The sequence below is a fragment of the Streptococcus sp. k-628 genome (genome assembly GCF_013277475.1).
Classification (GTDB): Bacteria; Bacillota; Bacilli; order Lactobacillales; family Streptococcaceae; genus Streptococcus.
This window is the reverse complement of the sequence record NZ_VMMZ01000004.1, coordinates 1-13,508: the sequence shown is the minus strand read 5'-3', so window position 1 is coordinate 13,508 and position 13,508 is coordinate 1. Positions and strand designations below refer to the sequence as shown.

Genomic DNA, 13,508 nt, shown 5'->3' with positions numbered 1-13,508 from the left:
GTTTCAGGACTTACAAGTGGTGGCGACAAGGGATAATATATCCCCGCCACCCTTTTTCATTTTATACTCTTCTAAAATCTCTTCAAACCACGTCAGCTTCCATCTGCAACCTCAAAACACTGTTTTGAGCAACCTGCGGCTAGCTTCCTAGTTTGCACTTTGATTTTCATTGAGTATTAGCGATTGTTACTGTAAGTAATATCCTTACAACAAGCAATTTGTCTCCTAGACTTGAAATAAAGCACATTTCTCTATATAATAATACTCATATAGAAAACACCTTTTAGAAAGATACCTATGCTTCCATATCCATTTTCCTATTTTTCAAGTATTTGGGGATTTCGTAAGCCCCTGTCCAAACGTTTCGGGCTCAACTGGTTTCAACTTCTCTTTACCAGTATCTTCCTTATCAGCTTGTCTATGGTACCCATTGCCATTCAAAACAGCTCCCAGGAGACTTATCCGCTAGAAACCTTTATCGATAATGTCTATGAACCTCTGACGGATGGGGTTGTTCAGGACCTCTCTGAGCATGCTGCAATTGTTGATGGTAAGCTAACTTATACAGGAACTGCCAATCAAACACCTTCTGTTGTGATTGGCCCCAGTCAAAGCAAGGAATTACCTAAGGACTTGCAACTGCATTTCGACACAAATGAGCTAGTCATCAGCAAGGAAAGCAAGGAACTGACCCGCGTCTCTTACCGAGCCATTCAGACTGAGAGTTTCAAAAGCAAAGACAGCTTGACCCAAGCAATTTCTAAAGACTGGTACCAACAGAATCGTGTCTATATCAGTCTCTTCCTAGTTCTCGGTGCTAGCTTCCTCTTTGGTTTGAATTTCTTTATCGTCTCTCTAGGGGCGAGTCTTCTCCTTTATATCACTAAGAAATCACGCCTCTTTTCATTTAGAACCTTTAAAGAGTGCTATCATTTTATCTTGAACTGTTTAGGATTGCCGACTCTGATTACGCTTATTCTGGGATTATTTGGCCAAAATATGTCAACCCTGATTACTGTACAAAACATTCTTTTTGTTCTGTATCTGGTCACTATCTTTTATAAAACACATTTCCGTGATCCAGATTACCATAAATAGGAGATTTTTATGCCCGTTACGATTAAAGACGTGGCCAAGGCTGCTGGTGTTTCACCTTCAACCGTAACCCGTGTTATTCAAAATAAATCAACCATTAGCGACGAAACAAAAAAACGCGTTCGCAAGGCTATGAAAGAGCTCAATTACCATCCCAACCTCAATGCTCGCAGCTTGGTAAGTAGCTATACTCAGGTGATTGGTTTGGTTCTTCCTGACGACTCAGACGCCTTCTACCAGAATCCTTTCTTTCCATCGGTTCTACGTGGCATCTCTCAAGTCGCATCTGAAAACCACTATGCCATTCAGATCGCAACAGGAAAAGATGAGAAGGAGCGTCTCAACGCTATTTCACAAATGGTCTACGGCAAGCGTGTAGATGGGCTAATCTTTCTCTATGCCCAAGAAGAAGACCCTCTCGTAAAACTCGTAGCAGAAGAACAGTTCCCCTTCCTTATCTTAGGTAAATCTCTATCTCCTTTCATCCCACTTGTCGACAACGACAATGTTCAAGCTGGTTTTGATGCAACCGAATATTTCATCAAAAAAGGCTGCAAACGCATTGCCTTTATCGGAGGAAGTAAAAAGCTCTTCGTGACCAAAGACCGTTTAACAGGCTATGAACAGGCGCTTAAACATTACAAACTTACCACTGACACCAATCGCATCTACTTTGCAGACGAGTTTCTGGAAGAAAAGGGCTATAAATTTAGCAAGCGATTATTCAAGCACGATCCACAAATTGATGCCATCATCACAACCGATAGCCTCCTAGCTGAAGGGGTCTGTGACTACATCGCTAAGCACCAGCTGGATGTCCCTGTTCTCAGCTTTGACTCGGTTAATCCTAAGCTCAATTTGGTAGCCTATATAGATATCAATAGCCTAGCCCTCGGACGCACTTCTTTAGAAACTATTCTCTGTATCATCAATGATTCTAAAGAAAATAGACAAATCTGCTACCGCCAGTTGATTGCCCACAAAATTATTGAAAAATAAGAGGCTGGTCAAAAAATCTTTAAAAGCAAAAACGCATACTATCAGGTGTTTAAAAACTTGATAGTATGCGTTTTATTGTGGGAAGACTCATTTTAAGTACTAGTCACTAGTTATCTATCTCAACAAATCTTCCTAGAATATGAACATTCTCTGATACAGAGACAAAGGCACCTGGGTCCACTTGTGTCATAATCTGTTTAAATTCATTAAACTCTGCACGTGTAATGACAGTGATTAAAACTGCCTTTCTCTCATGATTATAGGTTCCTTCTGCATCGTGGATCATGGTTGCGCCGCGGTGCAATTTTTTATGGATTTTCTCAATTACCTTCTCTGGATGATTGGTCACAATCATGGCCTGCATGCGTTTTTGCTTGGTAAAGACAGCGTCTGTCACACGGCTAGAGACAAAGATGGTAATCATAGAGTAGAGAGCGTATTTCCAACCAAAGGTCAAACCTGCTATCAGCATGATGGTCCCATTTACCAAGAAAGAAATACTACCGACATTCTTACCTGTTTTCTTGCGAATGGTCAGGCTGACGATATCCGTTCCCCCACTGGAGATATTGTTGCGAAGAGCAAAACCAATCCCCAAGCCCATAACAACGCCCCCAAAAAGGGCATTGATAATGGGATCCTCCGTCAAGGTTGCCACAGGGACAAACTGGATAAAGAAGGAACTCATAGACACCGTGATAAATGTAAAGACGGTGAACTTATGGCCAATCTGATACCAGGCCAAGACCATCAAAGGGAAGTTAATGGCGTAAAAGGTTAGCGAAATTGGTATATGAAAACCAAACCAGTGATTACTCAAGGCAGAGATAATCTGTGCCAAACCTGTCGCACCACTCGAATACACATGCCCCGGTTGGAAAAAGAAATTGACCGCTACTGCTGATAAAAATCCATAGACCAGAGAGGCCGAAATCTTCTCATCATATTTCTCACGAGAGATGCTTTGTAAGACACGTAAAATTTTTATCTGATAAGCAAAGCGGCGCAGATAATAGCGCCACCGCTTAATTCGTTTTGCTTGTTTCATCTTCTTCTACTCAACATTTCAAACATTAAAGCAAGAGGGTTTCAATTGAATCTCTAGTTCCTCTAGTTGTTTGAGTGCTACTGTTGATGGAGCTTGTGTCATTGGGTCACTTGCCTTGTTGTTCTTAGGAAAGGCAATGACTTCACGGATATTTTCTTCTCCAGCAAGCAACATGACAAAGCGGTCAAGACCGATAGCCAAGCCACCGTGTGGTGGGAAACCATAGTCCATGGCTTCAAGAAGGAAGCCAAACTGGTCATTTGCTTCTTCGGCTGAGAAACCAAGAGCCTTGAACATGCGTTCTTGAAGGTCTTTTTGATTGATACGAAGGCTACCACCACCAAGCTCATAACCGTTCAAGACGATATCGTAAGCAATGGCACGAACCTTAGCCAAATCACCTTCTAATTCGTGAGCAGTCTCTTCCTGTGGAAGTGTGAATGGATGGTGGGCGCTCATGTAACGGCCTTCTTCTTCAGACCATTCAAACATTGGCCAGTCAACCACCCAAAGGAAGTTGAATTTATCGTTATCAATCAAGCCAAGCTCTTTGGCAATACGTCCACGAAGGGCACCAAGAGTTGCGTTAGCTACTTCAAGCGTATCCGCCACAAAGAGAACCAAGTCCTTATCTTCAAGAGCAAGTGCTGCTGTCAATTCTGCTTGGATGTTAGTCAAGAACTTGGCAACGGGTCCGTTTAATTCTCCATCAACCACCTTGACCCAAGCAAGACCTTTGGCACCATACTGTTTGGCTACTTCCGTCATCTTGTCGATGTCTTTACGTGAATAGTTGTCCGCAGCTCTTTTGACTACAATTGCTTTAACGGCAGGTGCTTCTGAAAAGACTTTAAAGTCTACACCTTTGACAACTTCTGTTAAGTCCTGAAGCAACATGTCAAAACGGGTATCAGGTTTATCAGAACCGTAAAGAGCCATAGCATCATCATACTTCATACGTGGGAAAGGCAGAGTGACTTCAATGCCTTTTGTTTCCTTCATCACGCGCGCAATCAAACCTTCTGTGATATCTTGGATTTCTTGCTCAGTAAGGAAGGACGTTTCCAAGTCGATCTGGGTAAACTCAGGTTGTCGGTCACCACGCAAGTCCTCATCACGGAAACATTTAACGATTTGGTAATAACGGTCAAAACCAGCATTCATCAACAATTGCTTAGTGATTTGTGGACTTTGTGGAAGAGCGTAAAAATGTCCTTTATTAACACGAGATGGTACCAAGTAGTCACGCGCCCCTTCTGGCGTTGACTTAGAAAGAAATGGTGTCTCCACGTCGATAAACTCCAACTCATCCAAGTAGTTGCGAATAGAGTGGGTCACCTTAGCACGAAGTTTGAGATTTTCCAACATCTCTGGACGACGAAGGTCAAGGTAACGGTAACGCAAACGCGTATCGTCATTGGCCTCAATACCATCCTTAATCTCAAATGGTGTTGTCTTAGCTGTATTAAGCACTGTCAAAGCCGTCACGTTTAACTCAACTGCACCAGTTGGCAACTTATCATTGGCTTGCTCACGCGCAGCAACTTGACCAGTCACCTCGATAACAAATTCGCTACGAAGGCTTTCAGCTGTTGCCATAACCTCTGCAGAGACTTTTTCAGGGTTGATAACCAACTGCATGATTCCTTCACGGTCACGAAGGTCGATAAAGATCAAACCACCAAGGTCACGACGACGGCCAACCCATCCTTTCAAGGTTATTTCTTGTCCGATGTGTTCCTCACGAACACGACCAGCATACATACTACGTTTCATTGTTTCTCTCCTCTTTTATTCTGTTACTATTTTACCATAAAAGCGCAGGCTCTTCATGAAAATCAGCAGAAAAGTTTGCCAGTCTTTAAAAATTAGCGCCCATACAAAAAATCCGATGAAGTTCACCGGACTCTTTTATTTTGAATTGTTGCCTGCTTTACGCTTTTCAGCAATTTCGGCTGCCTTTCGAGGCAAGACAATTTCCGTTATGTAAGCCGTCCCAAAACGCAGTACACCTGCAATAGGGGCAAAGACAACTGCTAGATAATTGTAGAAGAAATCGCCTTTGAAGGCATAAGCTAGTGCCCCGATAATGAAAAATAGAACAACTGCTTGAATCACTGCTAATAAAATTACTCGTTTCATGTGACCTCCTGACTCTATTATAGCATGAGAATCATCAAAAAGCCGACTAAATTATTCAAAGCGTGAAGAGAAATACTGTAGACCAGACCTTTTCTGCTAATATAAGCCAAGCCTAAACTAAAACCAAGGCTAAAATAGACAAAAAATTGTTGCACATCACCTGGGAAATGAATCAAAGCAAACAAAACACTGGATACCAGAAGAAAAATCAGAGTTTGTTTACTATTGTCCTGCTTAGGAAAGAGGTAGCGTGCTAACATCCCTCTAAAGATAAGTTCTTCCGTCAAAGGAGCAAAAATAACGACCGCAAAGAATGAGAAAAGTGGTTGAGATAAGGTCAAGTCTATCGCTATTTGCTGATTTACTGAAGGGTCATTTGGCAAGAAAAACTGGACAACCAGAGATAAGAACCAAACCAAGGCAGGAAGCCAAATAAATCGGTTGAAGTCGCTCTTCTCAATATGGACAGAACCTTTCTGGTACCATTTGTAAATGCCGTACACATAAACTCCAGCCAAGGCCACATAGAGCAAGGTCACAGCATAGGGTGAACCGCCTAAGGCAAGCGACGTAGTTGCGAGCACCTGAATGAAGCCATAGATGAATAAAAAGGATAGAATGGCTAGAATAAACCAGCCGAGGTTTTTAAGTAATTTCATAAAAGTCTCCTATCTTGCTTTATAACTGTTTTTCAATACAAAGAGGTTTGCTATTCCTAACACAAGTACCCAGGCAAGTAACATGCCGATGTTAGAAAAAGATATTTCTCCACCTTTTTTATTTAAAAGATTTACAATTGGACCAATAAAAGAGTAATCCAATACTTTCTGAACCGTATCATTTTGAAGAGCAAACATGGGTAAAAAAGAGACGATAAACATAGGAAAGATACTATAAACTTGCGCTTTAGATTGAGTATCTGACACCGCACCGATTAGAAGGTTGAGAAAAATAACACTAATAGTTGCTAGGACCAAATAGATAACATAGGCAAATAAGTAACCTGATACATCCACTTTAAGATAGATTGGTAGTGAAATCATTCCAAGCAACATAATCAACATAGGGAGAATGAGCATACTGAAAGTATATTCTGTTGCTGTCACACCACTTAGGATGAGTGATTTAAGATTGCGCTTTTCCTTATCTTCAGCCATCATAATCGATACCATATAACCACTTCCCATGCTCAAGACCATCGTCAAGCTAGCAGATAGTAAAAACAGGCTCAATTGTCCATTCTTATTTAAAAATTCATTATATAGAACAGTCGCTCCAAAAGGCATCAATAGAGTCGCCAACAAAGTTGAATTGCTGATAAGAACTTGTAATCTTAACCATAGTAGGGCATTTAATTTTCTAAACATCTAACTTTTCTCCTGTCAATCTGATAAAGATTTCTTCTAAAGTTGGCTCACAAGAGTGGACCATCATCAAATCTGTCGTGTCTAAATGTGGTAATTCTTCAAATGGAACTATCTGTTCTCGTCCATCGTTATAAACCACACGTACTTTCTTATCCACATGGTACTTCTGGATAATATCTTGCGGACTTCCATACTCTATTAAGTTTCCCTTATTTAAAAGAGATAAGCGATCACAAAGCAGAGTTGCTTCATTCATATCATGCGTGGTCAGAAAGATAGTTGTCCCCGCCTGCTTTAATTCTTGAAGTAGGGTATGAATCATCTTGGATGTTGTAGGGTCTAATCCACTGGTTGGCTCATCTAGGAAGAGAATCTTAGGTGCATTCAGAAGGGCACGAGCCAAGAACATTCGTTGTTTCATTCCTGTAGATAGTTTTTCTGCGATAATATCTTTAGCATCTGCCAATCCAACCTGTTGGAGCACCTGATGTACTCTATCTGCCTTGAGGCCATATAACTTAGCGTAGATGAGAAGATTTTTATAAAGACTCATCTTTTCATAAAAACCACTGCCATCACTAACAATGCCAATTTGTTCCAAATCATTTGAGGTTAAATCTTGAGAATTCTTGCCTAACAAAACTGTTTTACCTTGATCTGCAGCCAACTGACCTGTCAAGACATTGATCATGGTTGTTTTACCTGAGCCAGAAGGGCCAAGAAAACCAAAGATTTCACCCTCCTTAATTTCAAAAGAAATCTGATGAAGAGCTTTTTTGCTCCCAAAACTTTTGCTTACATTTTCAACACGAATCATAGAAACTCCTTTATTTGAAATAGCGTTTTACCATAGGTAACTGCATCACATTGATATAAATATGGATTGCTCCGACAAGCAAGAAGGCTAGTAACTGAATCTCTCCTGTCAGTAAAGAAAAGAGAGCAATCAGAAAGTAGAGACCTGGCAAGACATAGTTATTTAATTGGAATAAAATCCGAAAACTCTGTTCCAAATTAGCCTTGCGCTCCCCTTCATCGTAAGAATCTAAATGCTCCAAGATATCCTTTGGTGTAGAGAAAAACACCAAACCAATCTGACGAACAATCGCAATAGTCTTAAAAAGATAATTTTGAGCATTGAAAACCAACACTAATCCCAAAAAGGAAAGGGATAAGGTTATATGGCTTATATCGAGTACAATTACTTCACTTCCTGAGATGAAAAGAGCCAATAAAATCGCTACACTTGCAATATTAAAAGCAATGGTTCCAAACTCGAGATTCCGATACATTTGCACATAATAGGTTTCATTCAGATCATCATCCATTTCCTCTTGGTATAAGGAATGAAATTTTCTGCTTTTCTTTAAGAAATTGAATGTCAAAAGAATGCTAATGAAACCTAACACTAAACAAATAGCTGATATCCAGGGTATCAAGATTTTTACATCTAACATAATTCCGTGGGATTCGGCAACAGCCTTAAACATCCCTACAAACATGCCCAAGAAACCTCCCAAGACAATAGACATCAAAAATAATAACAATCCACGTTTCTTTTTCTTTTTCTTTTCCATATTCATTCTCCTTATTTACTTGCTAGATTTTTGGATTTCTTTTCAATCCAGTCAACGACTGGGATAAGAGCAAAGTAGGCCCAGATAAATTGGTCGCTGTAATAGAGATCAAACCATCCTAGATTTGTTCCAATTAGTAGACACAGGCTGACTAATAGAGCTATGGCAACTACATAATAAATCACTTTATACTTGTTCATCATTTTTCTCCTTTTTCTTTAACCAGTTGAAAATGGACAAGAGGACTAAGTTAACCCAAAACAAATACTTACTTTCAACAAAATAGAACCACCCCAGTAATGTTCCAACCATAGCGAAAGCATTCACAATGAGGGCAAGAACACTCATATAATAAATCACTCTATACTTGTTCATCACTCGTCCTCCTCCAAGCGAAATACCGATTCGACTGTTTCGTTGAAAATTTGAGATATTTTCAGGGCAATGATAATGGATGGGGTGTATTCATCCCGTTCTAATAGACTGATAGTCTGTCTGGAAACCTCTGCTAGCTTGGCTAGTTCGGTTTGATTGAGACCATCGCGAGCCCGCAGCTCTTTTAGACGATTTTTTAGTTGCATGTTACACACCTACTTTCCGTCAAATTCAACAGTTTGGATATCCTCAATACGTTGCAACTTGATTTTTTCTTTTCCCGTCTTATCTACGTATCGTAGCTTGACCCATTCCTCATCAACATCCACAACTTCCCAAAAATTTGTTCCAAATAGTTCTCCAATGATTGTTGGTTTCTTTCCAATCATTTCTTGCAATAATCTCGACATTTCTGCGTTTCCTTTCTCTTTTCTTTCGATTACCTTTAACCTCTTCTCTAACCGCTTGATTTTCTTAGATTGACTCATATAAATCAAGACGAGAAAAGGAAACAAAATCCATACCCACATGTGGCTCCCTCCTATTTCTTAACTTGCTTATATTGTAACACATCTTTTTCTTTTTGACAAGCATATTTGTCAAAAAGTTTATGATTTTTGTCATTTTGCAAAAGAAAAAGGTCAGGAGTAATTCCCTGACCAGTTTATCTATCATTAAAATCCTAGTTTTTCAAAGATTTCTGAGAAGTTTTGGCTGATTGTCTCAAGTGACACTTGCACTTCTTCTCGGGTTTGGTTGTTCTTGACCGTCACTTGTCCGCTTTCGACTTCACTCTCTCCTAGAGTGATGAGAGTCTTAGCCGCAAAGACATCGGCTGACTTGAACTGAGCTTTGAGTTTACGGTTGAGGTAATCACGCTCTGCTTTGAAACCTTGTTGGCGAAGGGCTTGCACCAATTCCAAAGCCTTGGCATTTGCTCCTTCTCCCAAGACTGCTATATAGACATCTAGGGCGTTTTCGATAGGGAGAGACACACCTTGCTTTTCAAGAATGAGAAGCAGGCGCTCTACACCAAGTCCAAAACCAAATCCAGCAGTTTCAGGGCCTCCAAAGTAAGCAACCAAACCATCGTAACGACCACCCGCACAGACGGTCAGGTCATTGCCCTCAATCTCAGTGATAAACTCAAAAATGGTGTGGTTGTAGTAGTCCAGACCACGCACCATATTGGTATCAATGATATAGTCTACTCCAAGATTTTCCAACATCTGACGCACAGCATCAAAATGAGCTTGACTTTCTTCATCAAGGAAGTCCAAGATAGAAGGCGCATTCTCTACTGCTACCTTGTCTTCTTTTTCCTTAGAGTCCAAGACACGGAGAGGATTTTCCTCCAAGCGACGCTGGCTATCCTTAGACAAGGTCTCCTTGAGCGGTGTCAAATAGTCAATCAAGGCTTGACGGTAAGCCGCACGGCTCACAGGATTTCCAAGAGTATTGAGGTGTAATTTGACACCTTGGATGCCGATTTCTTTCAGGAAGTGGGCTGCCATCGCGATTGTTTCCACATCGGTAGCTGGATTGCTAGAGCCAAAACACTCAACACCAATCTGGTGGAACTGGCGCAAACGTCCTGCCTGCGGACGCTCATAGCGGAACATAGGGCCCATGTAGTAGAACTTACTTGGCTTTTGCACTTCTGGAGCAAAGAGTTTATTTTCCACATAGGAACGGACAACGGGCGCTGTTCCTTCTGGACGGAGGGTAATATGACGGTCACCCTTGTCATAGAAATCGTACATTTCCTTAGTTACGATATCCGTTGTATCTCCGACAGAGCGACTGATAACCTCGTAGTGCTCAAAAATAGGCGTGCGCACTTCTGCGTAGTTATAGCGCTTGAAAATCTCACGGGCAAAGCCCTCAACGTACTGCCATTTGGCAGACTCAGCAGGTAAAATATCCTGCGTTCCTTTTGGTTTTTGTAATTTCATAGGGAATCCTCTTTAAACTTAATAGTCTTATTTTACCATAAATAAAGGGATTAAAACAGTGAGAAAAAAATTAGGATTTAAATATCATTTTTGAGATTAAGAATCGTCAAAAGAATAGCTAGCAAGGAAAGACCAGCAAATAGCATCCACGTCAACTGTATATTCCATACGGCTACAAGTGAAAAACAGGCTGTTCCCACAGGTATGGATAAGGTAAACAATAAACCTAAAAAATTACTGGTACGAGCTAGAACCTCTGGAGCTAGATTTTTCAGGAGCAAGGCACTAATCTTTGGTTGAACTTTACCAGACACATACAGAGTTGAACAGAGAAATAGTAAACCAAGTACGACTTGATTGAATAAATTAGCTAGACCAATTAGACTGAGTCCTACGGTAGCCCACATCATCAATCTAGGCAAGGACTGCTTCCCAAAATAATCATTGCCCGTAAGGCTACTAATGATGATTGCTAACAAAACACAGAATTGATTGATAAATAGTGCCTCTGTATAAGAAAAATTCAAGAGAGAATGGCTCAAAAAGAAGATGTTATAGATGCTTCCTAAAGCGCCACCCAAGGCATTGATAAGCAAGACAGCAAAGAGCATAAAACCAAAGTTTTTCTGTCCACCTTTAAGAAAAACGAGACGTAAATTTCGATAAATCGTTAGGAACTGCTCTTTAATCGGAAGCTTCTCATTTTTTAGTGATTCACCATCAGCAGATGACATTGACAGGCTCAATTTGCTTTTTCCTAAAAAGAGAACAGAAGCTGATACGAGGAAAAAGCAGGCATTGATTCCCGCAACGAGGGAGAAATTGTTGACCGATAGACCTAAGAGCCAAACTCCAAAAGCTTGACCACCAATAGCTGAAATATAGGTGATGAATTGGGAAAAAGAATAAGCTTCCATCAAATCATCTTCAGCTACTTTTTCCTTAATAAGAGGCATGCGCAAACCACCAGCAAAATCACTGGCTACATCACTAATGACATTGATAAGGCAAAGGGTCGAAAAGGCAAAGAAACTAGCTTGCTGAACAACTAGGGCTGCTAGAAAAAATAAAATCGCCTGAAACAAACCACTATAGACCATCCATTTGACCTTGGTCCTCGTATAATCTGCCCGAATCCCTACAAAAACTGTAAAGAAAGTCGGAAGAATCATGACAATATTCGCCATAGCAACCGCAAAAGATGCTTGTGGCAGGGTCGATGCATAGACGATAAAGACCAGGTTGAAAATCGAAGCACCAAAAGCATTGAAGAAGCGTGACAAAGTTAAGAATCGATAAGCTTGATTTCTAAACAATAGTTTCATAGATAATCTCCCTTCTTGTTCAAAGTTTTATGTGAAGTATGACTATAGTATAGCACTTAGAAATTTTAGAGGAAAAACTTTGAATATATGCAACACACAAAATAAGCAAAAAAACGATAGAACTTTCTCGATGACCTGAGAGCAGTCAACAGTTCTATCGCTTAAAATTTCAAATCATTTTCTTAGTTTGCAGATATTCAACAATCGGTCGTTTTTCTATAGTATTCAGCAGATTTATTACAGCCAAGCATCTCAAAAATACGGACAGCATCTTCCATCTTTTTCTGACCTTCCTTGACTCTGCCTTGCTTGCTATCAAGGAGACCCTCTGCCCACAAATAGACAATTCGGAAATAGGTTTCATTTTCATTGTAGAAATGCTCTTCGATAACACGTTTAAAATAAGAGGCATTAGTAAATTCTTCACACTCAATGCTGGCTAAAAAGCCATTCAATAGTATAGTGTGAAAAAGGTTTCGATTGCCAGACATTTCCATTAGAAAATCAGATTTACGTACCATTTCTCGTACATATCTAGTAAAAAGAGAAACAGATAAAAAGGGAGAACTGACTGAAAATAAATTGAGTTCATAGATTCCCCAGATCTCGGTAGAAAACAAGTAGTCATGAAGGACTTTCCCTTCCTCTACCGTTAACTCTACCGTATCATCCATGCTCTTCATATAAGACTTAATCATAATGGCATTTAGAATATGTTTCTGTTTGTTTTGAGAATGGACATGCTTTTGATACTCCTTGCGATACAAGTCCTCAAGAGGAGCTATATTCTTTGGATCCAAGACATCTATGATTTCTTTTCTCAACTCAGAATCTGTATCATACTGAAAACCTCTCGCCAGAAAGAGAATTTCCTCTACACTGGCAGATATATTTCCCAAGGCAAATAGAAACTTTTCCACCGAAAGCTCACTCTGACCTGTTTCAAAGCGAGATAACATAGACGGCGAAAATTGTCCCCCAGTTGCTTGTCTCAGCGAGATATTTCTTGACTCTCGTAATTGTCTAAAGACTTTTCCAATCTGCTCCATAGACTTCCCCCTGATTCAGTATTTTCTTCATTTTATCATATTTTTCAGAAAATTCATCAAAAACTTGCCAAATTGTCAGAATTATGAGAAAATAGAGGATATTTATCACGTGGAGGGACTGTTATGAGAGACGATATCAAAATCAATGACCGTGCTTTGGCCTTGCAAGACCAAATTATCAAAAAACTAGAGAAGGTTTTTGATACCGATGTGGAATTGGATGTTTACAATCTAGGGCTGATTTATGAAATCAATCTGGATGAAACGGGTCTCTGCAAGATTGTCATGACCTTCACCGACACTGCCTGCGATTGTGCAGAAAGTTTGCCTATTGAAATCGTTGCAGGTCTGAAACAAATCGAGGGGATTGAAGATGTCAAGGTTGAAGTCACCTGGTCACCTGCTTGGAAAATCACACGAATCAGTCGCTACGGTCGTATTGCCCTTGGACTGCCACCTCGTTAAGCAGGTAAATCACTTTTGAAGATGAAAAAAAAGCAAGCCGAAGTTGGCTTGCTTTTTGATACTCAATGAAAATCAAAGAGCAAACTAGGAAACTAGCCGCAGGTTGCTCAA

17 protein-coding genes are annotated in these 13,508 nt (G+C 40.2%); 3 read left to right on the top strand and 14 right to left on the bottom strand.

Annotation, left to right across the window (positions count from 1 at the left end; translation table 11 throughout):
- Positions 1-297 precede the first annotated feature (297 nt).
- Positions 298-1,098 (top strand): DUF1189 domain-containing protein, encoded by an 801-nt coding sequence (locus HT730_RS00700; RefSeq protein ID WP_173306495.1) that lies wholly within the window; start codon positions 298-300, stop codon positions 1,096-1,098.
- A 9-nt stretch (positions 1,099-1,107) separates the two neighbouring features.
- Positions 1,108-2,094: a LacI family DNA-binding transcriptional regulator gene (locus tag HT730_RS00695; RefSeq protein ID WP_173306494.1), complete on the top strand. Its 987-nt coding sequence runs from the start codon at positions 1,108-1,110 to the stop codon at positions 2,092-2,094.
- Between the two features lie 106 nt (positions 2,095-2,200).
- Here the strand turns inward: HT730_RS00695 and HT730_RS00690 are convergent, their stop codons facing one another.
- The 14 genes from HT730_RS00690 to HT730_RS00625 all read right to left on the bottom strand — a co-directional run bounded on the left by HT730_RS00690 (position 2,201) and on the right by HT730_RS00625 (position 12,932).
- Positions 2,201-3,142, bottom strand: coding sequence for a YitT family protein (locus HT730_RS00690; RefSeq protein ID WP_173218843.1), 942 nt, complete (start codon positions 3,140-3,142; stop codon positions 2,201-2,203).
- Positions 3,143-3,160: 18 nt separating this feature from the next.
- Positions 3,161-4,918, bottom strand: a complete 1,758-nt coding sequence (gene aspS, locus HT730_RS00685; RefSeq protein WP_173306493.1) for an aspartate--tRNA ligase — start codon at positions 4,916-4,918, stop codon at positions 3,161-3,163.
- A gap of 135 nt (positions 4,919-5,053) precedes the next feature.
- On the bottom strand, positions 5,054-5,284 hold the full coding sequence (locus HT730_RS00680; protein WP_000832181.1) for a hypothetical protein: 231 nt from the start codon (positions 5,282-5,284) through the stop codon (positions 5,054-5,056).
- 17 nt (positions 5,285-5,301) lie between these two features.
- Positions 5,302-5,943 carry a type II CAAX endopeptidase family protein gene (locus tag HT730_RS00675; protein WP_173306492.1) on the bottom strand — a complete coding sequence of 214 codons (642 nt, stop codon included), beginning with the start codon at positions 5,941-5,943 and terminating at the stop codon, positions 5,302-5,304.
- A 9-nt stretch (positions 5,944-5,952) separates the two neighbouring features.
- Complete coding sequence (locus HT730_RS00670) at positions 5,953-6,651, bottom strand: ABC transporter permease (protein WP_173306491.1); 699 nt, start codon at positions 6,649-6,651, stop codon at positions 5,953-5,955.
- Positions 6,644-7,468 carry an ABC transporter ATP-binding protein gene (locus HT730_RS00665; RefSeq protein WP_173306490.1) on the bottom strand — a complete coding sequence of 275 codons (825 nt, stop codon included), beginning with the start codon at positions 7,466-7,468 and terminating at the stop codon, positions 6,644-6,646. Before HT730_RS00665 ends, HT730_RS00670 begins: the two co-directional genes overlap by 8 nt.
- A gap of 10 nt (positions 7,469-7,478) precedes the next feature.
- The gene (locus tag HT730_RS00660) at positions 7,479-8,228 is read right to left on the bottom strand and encodes a DUF3169 family protein (RefSeq protein WP_173306489.1); all 750 of its coding nucleotides are present in this window, start codon (positions 8,226-8,228) and stop codon (positions 7,479-7,481) included.
- Positions 8,229-8,239: 11 nt separating this feature from the next.
- Positions 8,240-8,428: a hypothetical protein gene (locus HT730_RS00655; RefSeq protein ID WP_001046123.1), complete on the bottom strand. Its 189-nt coding sequence runs from the start codon at positions 8,426-8,428 to the stop codon at positions 8,240-8,242.
- The gene (locus HT730_RS00650; RefSeq protein WP_173306488.1) at positions 8,415-8,603 is read right to left on the bottom strand and encodes a hypothetical protein; all 189 of its coding nucleotides are present in this window, start codon (positions 8,601-8,603) and stop codon (positions 8,415-8,417) included. The genes HT730_RS00655 and HT730_RS00650 overlap by 14 nt, the downstream gene beginning before the upstream one ends.
- A complete protein-coding gene (locus tag HT730_RS00645) occupies positions 8,603-8,809 on the bottom strand; it encodes a helix-turn-helix transcriptional regulator (protein ID WP_020900531.1) in 207 nt (68 codons plus the stop codon). Before HT730_RS00645 ends, HT730_RS00650 begins: the two co-directional genes overlap by 1 nt.
- A gap of 9 nt (positions 8,810-8,818) precedes the next feature.
- The gene (locus HT730_RS00640; protein ID WP_173303018.1) at positions 8,819-9,133 is read right to left on the bottom strand and encodes a hypothetical protein; all 315 of its coding nucleotides are present in this window, start codon (positions 9,131-9,133) and stop codon (positions 8,819-8,821) included.
- Between the two features lie 144 nt (positions 9,134-9,277).
- Positions 9,278-10,558 (bottom strand): histidine--tRNA ligase, encoded by a 1,281-nt coding sequence (gene hisS, locus HT730_RS00635; RefSeq protein ID WP_173306487.1) that lies wholly within the window; start codon positions 10,556-10,558, stop codon positions 9,278-9,280.
- Between the two features lie 77 nt (positions 10,559-10,635).
- Positions 10,636-11,883: a transporter gene (locus HT730_RS00630; protein WP_173306486.1), complete on the bottom strand. Its 1,248-nt coding sequence runs from the start codon at positions 11,881-11,883 to the stop codon at positions 10,636-10,638.
- A 197-nt stretch (positions 11,884-12,080) separates the two neighbouring features.
- Positions 12,081-12,932: an Rgg/GadR/MutR family transcriptional regulator gene (locus HT730_RS00625; protein WP_173306485.1), complete on the bottom strand. Its 852-nt coding sequence runs from the start codon at positions 12,930-12,932 to the stop codon at positions 12,081-12,083.
- Between the two features lie 123 nt (positions 12,933-13,055).
- Between HT730_RS00625 and HT730_RS00620 the strand changes: the two genes are divergently transcribed.
- Complete coding sequence (locus HT730_RS00620; protein WP_173306484.1) at positions 13,056-13,397, top strand: metal-sulfur cluster assembly factor; 342 nt, start codon at positions 13,056-13,058, stop codon at positions 13,395-13,397.
- The last annotated feature ends 111 nt before the right edge of the window (positions 13,398-13,508 follow it).

Excerpts from the sequence above, each read along its gene's own strand:
- HT730_RS00700 (WP_173306495.1), top strand. The coding sequence starts at position 298 with ATGCTTCCATATCCATTTTCCTATTTTTCAAGTATTTGGGGATTTCGT.
- HT730_RS00695 (WP_173306494.1), top strand. The coding sequence starts at position 1,108 with ATGCCCGTTACGATTAAAGACGTGGCCAAGGCTGCTGGTGTTTCACCT.
- HT730_RS00690 (WP_173218843.1), bottom strand. The coding sequence starts at position 3,142 with ATGAAACAAGCAAAACGAATTAAGCGGTGGCGCTATTATCTGCGCCGC.
- aspS (WP_173306493.1), bottom strand. The coding sequence starts at position 4,918 with ATGAAACGTAGTATGTATGCTGGTCGTGTTCGTGAGGAACACATCGGA.
- HT730_RS00680 (WP_000832181.1), bottom strand. The coding sequence starts at position 5,284 with ATGAAACGAGTAATTTTATTAGCAGTGATTCAAGCAGTTGTTCTATTT.
- HT730_RS00675 (WP_173306492.1), bottom strand. The coding sequence starts at position 5,943 with ATGAAATTACTTAAAAACCTCGGCTGGTTTATTCTAGCCATTCTATCC.
- HT730_RS00670 (WP_173306491.1), bottom strand. The coding sequence starts at position 6,651 with ATGTTTAGAAAATTAAATGCCCTACTATGGTTAAGATTACAAGTTCTT.
- HT730_RS00665 (WP_173306490.1), bottom strand. The coding sequence starts at position 7,468 with ATGATTCGTGTTGAAAATGTAAGCAAAAGTTTTGGGAGCAAAAAAGCT.
- HT730_RS00660 (WP_173306489.1), bottom strand. The coding sequence starts at position 8,228 with ATGGAAAAGAAAAAGAAAAAGAAACGTGGATTGTTATTATTTTTGATG.
- HT730_RS00655 (WP_001046123.1), bottom strand. The coding sequence starts at position 8,428 with ATGAACAAGTATAAAGTGATTTATTATGTAGTTGCCATAGCTCTATTA.
- HT730_RS00650 (WP_173306488.1), bottom strand. The coding sequence starts at position 8,603 with ATGAACAAGTATAGAGTGATTTATTATATGAGTGTTCTTGCCCTCATT.
- HT730_RS00645 (WP_020900531.1), bottom strand. The coding sequence starts at position 8,809 with ATGCAACTAAAAAATCGTCTAAAAGAGCTGCGGGCTCGCGATGGTCTC.
- HT730_RS00640 (WP_173303018.1), bottom strand. The coding sequence starts at position 9,133 with ATGTGGGTATGGATTTTGTTTCCTTTTCTCGTCTTGATTTATATGAGT.
- hisS (WP_173306487.1), bottom strand. The coding sequence starts at position 10,558 with ATGAAATTACAAAAACCAAAAGGAACGCAGGATATTTTACCTGCTGAG.
- HT730_RS00630 (WP_173306486.1), bottom strand. The coding sequence starts at position 11,883 with ATGAAACTATTGTTTAGAAATCAAGCTTATCGATTCTTAACTTTGTCA.
- HT730_RS00625 (WP_173306485.1), bottom strand. The coding sequence starts at position 12,932 with ATGGAGCAGATTGGAAAAGTCTTTAGACAATTACGAGAGTCAAGAAAT.
- HT730_RS00620 (WP_173306484.1), top strand. The coding sequence starts at position 13,056 with ATGAGAGACGATATCAAAATCAATGACCGTGCTTTGGCCTTGCAAGAC.